At 40.8% G+C, this 9,551-nt stretch carries 8 protein-coding genes; 1 reads left to right on the forward strand and 7 read right to left on the reverse strand.

Annotation, left to right across the window (positions count from 1 at the left end; genetic code table 11):
- Positions 1-60 precede the first annotated feature (60 nt).
- Complete coding sequence (gene urtA, locus F7734_RS59130; protein WP_155753490.1) at positions 61-1,377, reverse strand: urea ABC transporter substrate-binding protein; 1,317 nt, start codon at positions 1,375-1,377, stop codon at positions 61-63.
- A 620-nt stretch (positions 1,378-1,997) separates the two neighbouring features.
- Between urtA and F7734_RS59135 the strand changes: the two genes are divergently transcribed.
- Entirely contained in the window at positions 1,998-2,243 is a 246-nt protein-coding gene (locus tag F7734_RS59135) for a hypothetical protein (protein ID WP_155753491.1), read from the forward strand.
- 581 nt (positions 2,244-2,824) lie between these two features.
- On the opposite strand, the gene F7734_RS59140 is transcribed toward F7734_RS59135, so the two are convergent.
- The 6 genes from F7734_RS59140 to nuoH form a co-directional block, all read right to left on the reverse strand.
- On the reverse strand, positions 2,825-4,663 hold the full coding sequence (locus F7734_RS59140; protein ID WP_207714478.1) for a hypothetical protein: 1,839 nt from the start codon (positions 4,661-4,663) through the stop codon (positions 2,825-2,827).
- A gap of 755 nt (positions 4,664-5,418) precedes the next feature.
- Positions 5,419-6,342, reverse strand: coding sequence for an NAD(+) kinase (locus tag F7734_RS59145; RefSeq protein ID WP_166482824.1), 924 nt, complete (start codon positions 6,340-6,342; stop codon positions 5,419-5,421).
- A gap of 4 nt (positions 6,343-6,346) precedes the next feature.
- A complete protein-coding gene (gene nuoK, locus F7734_RS59150; protein WP_038093176.1) occupies positions 6,347-6,652 on the reverse strand; it encodes an NADH-quinone oxidoreductase subunit NuoK in 306 nt (101 codons plus the stop codon).
- Between the two features lie 101 nt (positions 6,653-6,753).
- A complete protein-coding gene (locus tag F7734_RS59155; RefSeq protein ID WP_166482825.1) occupies positions 6,754-7,365 on the reverse strand; it encodes an NADH-quinone oxidoreductase subunit J in 612 nt (203 codons plus the stop codon).
- Positions 7,366-7,450: 85 nt separating this feature from the next.
- On the reverse strand, positions 7,451-8,026 hold the full coding sequence (gene ndhI / locus F7734_RS59160; protein WP_207714479.1) for an NAD(P)H-quinone oxidoreductase subunit I: 576 nt from the start codon (positions 8,024-8,026) through the stop codon (positions 7,451-7,453).
- 99 nt (positions 8,027-8,125) lie between these two features.
- A complete protein-coding gene (gene nuoH, locus F7734_RS59165) occupies positions 8,126-9,244 on the reverse strand; it encodes an NADH-quinone oxidoreductase subunit NuoH (protein WP_155753493.1) in 1,119 nt (372 codons plus the stop codon).
- Positions 9,245-9,551 lie beyond the last annotated feature (307 nt).

Raw genomic sequence — 9,551 nt, forward strand, 5'->3', positions numbered from 1 at the left:
ACACTAACCACTAACCACTAACCACTAACCACTAACCACTAACCACTAACCACTAACCACTTACACCTTCTTATACTTACCGCCTTTAGTTGGATCGGACCAATCACAAGAAAATGCCTTAGTCTCCTTCACAAATTGATTCCAAGGAATTGGTTCAACAGGAGCAGGAGTAGCATAAACAATATCAAACAAACCATCATCTCTTACTTGACCGATCCGCACAATTTTGGTTAGATGATGATTGGCATTCATTGTCACTTTGCCTACAGGAGCATCAAAAATTTGACCGTATGCTGCCAAACGTACCTTGGCTAAATCAGTTGTCCCAGCTTTTTCTACTGCTTGTTTCCACAAATAAACACCAGTGTAAGCTGCTTCCATTGGGTCATTTGTCACCCGTTCTGCACCATATTCTTTCTTGAAGGCTTCAACAAATTTCTTGTTAGCAGGATTGTCTACTGTTTGGAAGTAGTTCCAGGCTGCGTAATGACCTTTGAGATACTGCACGCCAATTGCCTTTACTTCTTCTTCTGCAATACTGACAGACATGGAAGGATATTTATCTGCTGTTAGTCCTGCAGCTTTTAATTGTTTGAAAAAAGCGACATTGCTATCACCATTTAGCGTATTGTAAATCACTCCACCATTTGGTAATGCTTGCTTAATTTTGGTAATAATAGGTGTCACTTCTGTGTTACCTAGAGGTAAGTAATCTTCCCCAACAGTTTTACCACCAAGTGCTTCTAGTTGGGATTTAATAATTGTGTTAGCTGTACGGGGAAAAACGTAATCAGAGCCGATTAAGAAAAATTCTTTGCCCTTATTTTTTAGCAACCAATCAATCGATGGCTCAATTTGTTGATTGGGCGCTGCACCAGTATAGAAGATATTTCGGGAACATTCTTGACCTTCATACTGCACTGGATACCAGAGCATATGGTTTTTACTTTCAAAGACTGACTTGACATTCTTACGGCTAGCAGAAGTCCAACAACCAAAAACAACGCTAACTTTATCTTGGTCGATTAATTTGGTAGCTTTTTCCCTAAAAGTGTCCCAGTTAGAAGCACCATCTTCAACAATTGCTTCAATTTGTTTGCCTAAAACACCACCAGTAGCGTTAATTTCTTTAATTGCTAATTTTTCAGCATCTACAACGCTTTTTTCACTAATCGCCATTGTTCCACTGAGAGAATGCAAGATTCCTACTTTAATTGTGTTTCCAGTATTAGAAGCACTGACAGGAGAAGCAGTAGGTGCTGAACTTTCTGTGTTATCAGTTGAAGAATTGTTAACACAACCCTTTAACAAAATACTTGCACCAAAGGAAGCAGAACCGTAAACTAAAAACTTCCGTCGATTAAATTGTTTTGTCATATCTACATAATTTGACTTTAAATGAATCAGCTAAATACAGTGCTTTGCATCTAAATGGAGTACACCCCCCTTTCATCCCCCAAAGCATCGGGGGGACAGAGGGGGGTAATTTTTGTACCTCACCAAGTTGAAATCTGCTGTATGTATGCAGCTGATAGTATCAATCATCGAGTTGCAATCTTAGTGTTATATTTATCTCACAAAAAGTATATGTTGATACTTTTTAAAAAATATTAAAAATTACATGAGTTTTCAAGGTTTAGAACCAATACTTGTCGGTTAAGCCTAAAAGGTACGAAAACACGTAGGTTGGGTTGAGGAACGAAACCCAACTGCTCTTTGTAGTAGTAGAGTGGGCTATGCCGAACATTCGTTATTGTGCAGCATAGCCCTACTTACGTATTTTAGTAATCTTCTGGCGTTTCGGGAGTATGTTTTTGAGATACGAAGAAAGCCTATATATCACATTTTCTGAACAAACAGCAATTCTCCTCTAGGACTAAATAGTTACACTTACGCCGAACTAAAATCCCTCAAGTTGCCTGTTGGTAAATCTTTTAGCTAGATTATCTAAGTAGATATTCTGAAAAGAATTTTAGTTGTTACAACAGAGGAAAATTATGGCTATCATCAACATCGCTGAATTGGAAACTGAATTGCAATCCATTAACCAAGTTGAAGAACTGAGCACTGAAGATTTAATATCTGTAGTAGGCGGAGTAGCTCCCGCAGTAGGCGGAGTAGCCCCCGCAGTAGGCGGACTAGCAATCTTAGACGGAATACCAATCGTAGGCGGGCTATTGGGCGGACTCCTAGGCGGACTCTTGGGTGGTGGTGGAACAGGAGTAGGCGGAGGAGCAGTATAACTGAAAAAACTTGAGACATTATCCCAAGTTTCGTCAATCATCAAGTTCTTTTTCTACAGATCCTAGCAACAATCGGAAGAACTGAAAACTCAATTTTGGGAAATCTTCCTAAAAATTGACAAAGGGTTTGTTAAGCGCTCCGTCATTTCGTTTGTATTTGAAGAGGAAACTGCGGTTTCCCTTTTCTGCAAACTACGCACTCCTTTAACCAAACAAAAACTTGGGACAAACTCCCAAGTTTCCTTTTTTTCAGTCAACAATCCAACGCTCACTGTACCATCCTACATGAGGTGCGTTACAAAATGAGATTGCAAATTGTAGATGCTGATAACGTTGCCAAAAATCAATTTGTGTGGTTGTAAAGTTTTTTTAACAAAAGGTTTGCTAATTTCTCTTTTAAGAGAGTACTAAAATTAAGAGACAAGAAAAAAGAAATATTATTATCCTCAGTCAGGTAGTCAAAAATTAGGCTGTGGTTTTCCCATCGCTAAAATTGGCGTTTTCTTCAGCTTAGCCACTGGTGCCGCTAACGTTACACAATTTATCGTACTGCCATTCCCCCAGAAAAACAGAATTAGTCGTCAAGTTTCATCTTCAGCCAAAGTAATCAATGCATCGTTGAAATTGAGATTTAGCTGTTTATCTAGATTTGGTGCTAAGTAGATGCCAAAATTCTTTTCCTTATCGCGAGCGCTCGCACCAATTCTTACACCAATGCACAACTCGTCACGCTCTTGTGCAGCTTTTACACAATCCGCAAAACTCAACTTGCCAAACTGTTCCTCTGGAAAGTAAAGCGATACAGGCTTGATATACAGTTCGCTTCCATCCATAGAGAACAAATCGTGGTAGATTGACATGACATCAGGTTCTTGAGATACCTGAGCTAAAATTTTAGAGACGAATTGGTTGGTGAGAAGAAAGTCTTTCACACCCGCTTTAATAACTAGATCGGTGTCTTCAGAATCAACGATTTCTGCAATCAGTTCCGTCGTAATCTTGTCTCCAGTTTCTCGGGTATAATCTCGAAAGACTTGCCTGAGTTCTAACAAAATTGTGAGAGTTTTCGCATCTATTTCTTCAGCATTTTGTCCGCTTAGAGCCAAAATTGAAATACTATTATATTCGTAGGGCTTGAGTGCAACAAGCTGCTCGACTGAGTTGAGATCGACTTTTAGAATATCCATCTTAATGTCTGAGTATTTCTTGGAAATCTTTTCAAATTCAGCCTGCATATCAGAAGTTAAATCCTGTACTGCCAAGTTAACTTGTGAATTAGCAACCAAGTATTTGGCATATTCTTCTAGGATAATTGGAGTTTTGCTGTTCCACCCGATAACAAGATACTTTTCAGGCTTACGCTCTAGGATTTTGCGATCGCCACCATAGCCTAAATTTTTTGGTTGTACGACAGGCTGTGAATGAAACTTGATAGTTGAGTCATCTTCTGCGAGGATGACAACTTCATCATTCTCAACTAACTGGTAATTTTTGCTGGGTTTGATGGTTAAAGTGCCATCTGCATGACGTACCGCCATTGGTATACCATTGGAGAAACGAAATGGCAATTCTCCAAAGGTTATACCTTGCCAGTTTTTTTCCGGACGATAGAAATAGAATTCGTGACCTTCAAAACCCACCAAGTTCAAATAAACTGTCGCTAGCCCCAAACTTCTTGAAGTTTGCACTAATATCCGTGCCAAAATATCTGCCTCATTCAAAGTTGTGACGATTCCAGGCGCAATATTTTCTGCAAGTCTACGATATTGTTGCGAGTGTAATTCTACAACAATAGGTGGCAAGGAGGTTTCTTCATTAGCTGCCACAACTGCTAGTATTGCTTTTACAACCCTTGCATCGGCTAAAGCCTTGACTTCCTCTGCATCAGAAGCTTTGGAATCATTTAAAATGATAGCCGATTTAGCAACCTTAACTCCAACTTTATCTAAGTCATTTAAATTCGTGATAATGCCATTACGAGTGACGACACGTGTTGTTTTGAGGTCGCTTAGATTATCTCGAAGGAAATCATCCATTTCCTCCTTATCTTGATGAGACAGGATGACAACAACTGCATCCGCAACAGATTCATTAGCGACGACTAACTCGTTAATAATGTCTACAATTCTGTCGCTGAATCCTAAAATTAAGGTATGGTTCTCTTCTACTACTAGGCTTTTACCTCTTCGAAGTAATTGGAGTCTTGATTCAAATTCTTGAGTAATGAAAGCGACAAGGCTAGAAAACAATACCAAGCCAATAAAAATCGTGAGTACACCAACAATCTTAGTAGCTAAATTAGCATTATCTCCCGTATCTCTTAGCCCAATCAACTGGACAAAGACTTCCCAGTACAAATCTGAGGATTCTCCTGTTTCATTAGGAAAGAAGGCTTCAGATATATAACGAACTATTGTCATTACAGTAAAAGCACCAAAAAATAATGACAATAATGCCAGAAATACTGAGAACCCCCCCTTCGACATAAAATTGTCGAAGTTATACTGTAGGCGCTTTTGCCAAGAGACTTTATTTTGAAAATTTCTTTTAATACTGCTAGTCAAAGTACAACCAACCTTTATCTGCGATCGTTAGTAATCGGTAACGGGTAAATTAAAATTACTTAACTACCAGATTAACAGTTACCAATTACCGATTGTATCGAATTAAACGGATTTGAGCTTCTTCAAATCTAATTCAGATCCAAAGGCAACTCCTGCACAGCCAGGGATCTGAAGAACCCCTTCCCTCAATCAGATGGAAGAACTTGGCGAGGCATTGTTAGATTTTACCTTTTTCTTAAGTTGTCACCAATAGGCTCTGCCCATTGGTGACAGTTTAAAATAATATTGCTTTTGTCAATTGTAAATTATGCTGAAATTTTAAGAAAAATCAGGTATTCAAATAATCTTTATACTGAAGTTTGAGCGCACAAGTGAATGATGAGTGCAAAGATTAGGTGATTGCTCAACTAAAAACAATATTTTTTCTCACAGTTTTTGGCATTATTTTCATACTATAGGTTGATTGACAAATGCATCATAGCCTTAACTTGTCATTGATGGGCGGAGCCACCGGATCGAGACAATACCAAGAAGGTGGGGTTTAGTCCCACCTACATAGTTTTTTACAAAATGAAGTTGCAACTTTTTGATGCCGAGCGCGTTGCAACAAATCAATTTGTGTGGTTATTACTGCTGTAGTGAATTCTTGTACCAGCCCACAGCAATTTCTCTCGCAACGTTTGATAGTACGAGTTATTTTCTCGCAAGATAATGAACTTAGCTCGAGATTCTGCCATGCGTATATCAACGCGATGTCCGGGCCAAATTGAAGTTGCCAAAACCCCATCAGTCCATAGTTTGGTACTTAACTCGTAATCACCTAAAGGCCAAACGCTGACAACGGAACCTGGAGGTAAAATGAGGGGGCGACTCGAAAGACTCATCGGACAAATAGGAGTGATGGTAATCGCTTCCATACCATCATGCACGATTGGACCGTTGGCAGAAACAGTGTAACCTGTTGAACCAGTGGGTGTCGAGACTATTAACCCATCGCCCTGATACTGATCCACAACCTCACCATCAATTTCCATTTCCAAAATTGAGGTGATCATGCGATCGGCAGAAGCAGGTTTGACACACATTTCGTTTAAAGCGAAAAAGCGATCGCTCACTGGTTCTAAATTAGTACTGTTACCCTCAAACACTGCAGCTTGTAACATCATCCGACGTTGGATAGCGTAGCGATCTTCCAACAATCTTTCCCAAACTTTCTCAGTGTCTTTAAACTCTTCTGGTGATTCAGTAAGAAACCCCAGATGACCTCCCACATTAACAGCTAATATTGGGATGCCAGCTGAGGCTAAATGTCGCGCACCAGTTAAAACAGTACCGTCACCACCAAGTATCAAAGCCATGTCAATTGGCTGACCTGCAGACGCCAAAAATACTGGATAAGGATTGTCTTTTGGCCCGCTTGGTCCCATCAGAACTTGGCATTGGCGACTTTCTAGTTGCTTTGCACAAATTTCTGCCCAACGTTTGCTCTGGGGGTCTCGTGCTTTATAAGCAATAATTACCTGCTTTAGATCCACGAATTTACCACTTTAGGAGGTTGAACTGCTCCATATCGACAGTATCGCGGTTGCGATAGATGGCAAGTACAATAGCCAAACCTACCGCTGCTTCTGCTGCCGCTACGGTTATCACAAATATAGTGAATACCTGACCCTTAATTGCAGTGGAGTCTAGGTAGTTAGAAAACGCCATTAAGTTCAAATTAACAGCATTGAGCAACAACTCAATAGACATCAGGACTCGCACAGCATTGCGGCTGTTAATTAAACCATAAATACCGATGCAAAACAAAGCTGCTGCTAGTAACAAAAAGTACTGGATTTGCATGAATCTTAATACCTCGACGGGCTAATTGCTAATTGCTAATTGCTAATGGCTAATTGCTAATTGCCCTAATACCATTAGCCATTAGCCATTAGCCATTAGCTCTACTGTATATTCCTACTTGCTTCGCCTACCGATACTAGTTCTCTAGGACGTTCTGGCAAAGTCAAAACGGTTTGCCGATCTTGAGAGAGAGTTTGTTCCGGTAGATATTCGCGACGCGCCAAAATGATTGCACCTACCATTGCCATTAACAGCAAGACAGAAGCTAGTTCAAAAGGCAGTAAAAAGTCACTGAAGAAATGCTCGCCAATGAGAACAATAGAGTTTGCCACGGGTTGAGCATTAGACAATGACCAAGGAGTTGCCAAAATCATTGTACTTAAAAGCGCAAACAATCCTACGCTTACAATTGCTGTTAGTGCTTTACGTATCCAAGCCGTAGGAAAAGGTGCAAAAGCTTGCCGCTTATTCACTAACATAATGGCAAACAAAATCAACACATTGACTGCACCAACGTAGATGAGTAATTGCGCTGCTGCTACAAAATCAGCATTCAGCAACAGGTACAAACCAGCAATGCTGACGAATACGCCTCCAAGCAAAAAGGCAGAGTAAACGATGTTCTCGATCAGGACGACACCCAGTGCTGCCCCAAGTAACATCACTGCTAATATGCCAAAAGAAACAAACTGTACTCCTGCTGCTAGATTCACTTTTTTTTCCTTTGCTAGTCGTTAGTAGTTAGTAGTTAGTGGTTAGTTGTTCTACTAATAACTACTAACCACTAACCACTAACATTTACTCTTTTTCCACAAGATCTTCTGGGCGAGCACCAGGGCGGGGCGCATCGTCAGGTAAACCGTGGGGGTCCATGACGCCTTTGGGTAGGTAAACCAGTTCGCGCAAAGGTGTCACCATGGGGTCAAGGGTGACTTTGTATGGCAAACGTCCTAATGCCACGTTGTCATAGTTCAATTCATGGCGGTCATAGGTGGAAAGTTCGTAATCTTCTGTCATGGATAAACAGTTGGTCGGACAATATTCCACACAGTTACCGCAGAAGATACAAACTCCGAAGTCAATGCTATAATGCTTGAGCTTTTTCTTTTTGCTTGCTTTGTCGAATTCCCAATCCACTACAGGTAGGTTGATGGGACATACTCGAACACAAACTTCACAGGAAATGCACTTATCAAACTCAAAGTGAATCCTACCGCGAAACCGTTCGCTGGGAATCAGTTTTTCGTATGGGTACTGTACGGTTACCGGGCGTCGCCGCATATGGTCAAAAGTAACAGCTAACCCCTGACCAATATACCGACCTGCTTGCACGGTTTCTTTGGCGTAATCACCAACTTGTTTCAGGAATTTCAACATTTTTTGTGTCTCTCTCTTCAGAATTTTGGATTTTGGATTTTAGATTTTAGATTTCAGATTCAATCCAAAATCTAAAATCTAAAATCTAAAATTCATTTATCCGCCAAAAGCAACGGGGAAAGCTATTTTCAGGGCTGCGGTTAGTAGCAAGTTAACCAAGCCTACTGGTAGCAAGAACTTCCATCCTAAATCTAGCAGTTGGTCAATGCGAACTCGTGGCACTGTCCAACGTACTAATACCGCTAGAAAAACGAGGAAGTATGCTTTGAGTACAGTCATGGTGATTCCCAATGAGGCAGTCACAACCTGTAGAATGGGATTTGTTTCACTGACTCCAAAGACATTGGCAATCAAATTCAGGGGAATGGGGAAATCCCAACCGCCCAAGTACAAAACTGCGAACAGCAGGGCAGAAAGGACTAGGTTAACGTAAGAACTCAGGTAAAATAAACCAAATTTCATCCCGGAGTACTCGGTTTGGTAACCTGCTACGAGTTCTTCTTCTGCTTCGGGTAAGTCAAAGGGCAATCGTTCGCATTCAGCAAGGGCTGCTATCCAAAAAATGATCAAGCCAACTGGTTGCCGCCAAATGTTCCAGCCAAGAATGCCATAACCAGATTGCTGATTGACAATGTCAATAGTGCTGAGGCTGTTGGACATCATAGCTATGGCTAGCACCGAGAGTGCCAAAGGAATTTCATAGCTAATTGATTGTGCTGCTGCCCGCAACCCTCCTAAGAGAGAGTATTTGTTATTGGATGAGTAACCAGCCATCAACAAACCAATCGGTGCAACGCTAGATAGGGCTATCCACAAGAAGACCCCTAGCGAAACGTCTGTAATGACTAGGTTCTGTCCGAAAGGCACAATTAAATAGGACAAAAACACCGGAATTGTCACAATAATTGGGCCGAGGGTAAATAGTATTCGGTCAGACTTGGCTGGCACCACATCTTCTTTAAAAACCAGCTTAAGACCATCTGCTACAGGTGCCAGCAAACCAAAAGGACCTATGTACTCAGGACCAATTCTCTGCTGTGCTGCTGCTGAAATCTTCCGTTCCAGCCAAACGCAGACTAGTACCCCTACCGTTGCACCAATTATCATCAGTATCATCGGTAGTGGCATCCAAATGGCTTTAGCGGCATCGGCGGGCAGCCCTAACTCCACGAGGGATTCAATAAACGTTCCTTGCAGATCAATTCCTGAATTCATGTTCTATCAAGTTATGAAGTATGAAGTGTGAAGTATGAAGTAGGTCGTATGAAGTATAAAGTATGGTGTTTTTACCCTTTATTCTTCATCCTTTATCCTCGATTCTTCATTCTTTCCTTTACCCTTGTATGTTAATAACTGTAAATTCACCTCTTACTGTTTCTTTCTAAATCATGCAAAATTTAAGATCTTTTGCAATTCCCATGCCTAGTATACCGTTGGATTGTTTGAGTCCCTTACAGGCTAAACAAGAATTTCTACCTATGGTATGAATTGGGATTTGTTGATAGGGGTTAGGGGTTAGGGG

This window comes from Scytonema sp. UIC 10036, assembly GCF_009725235.1.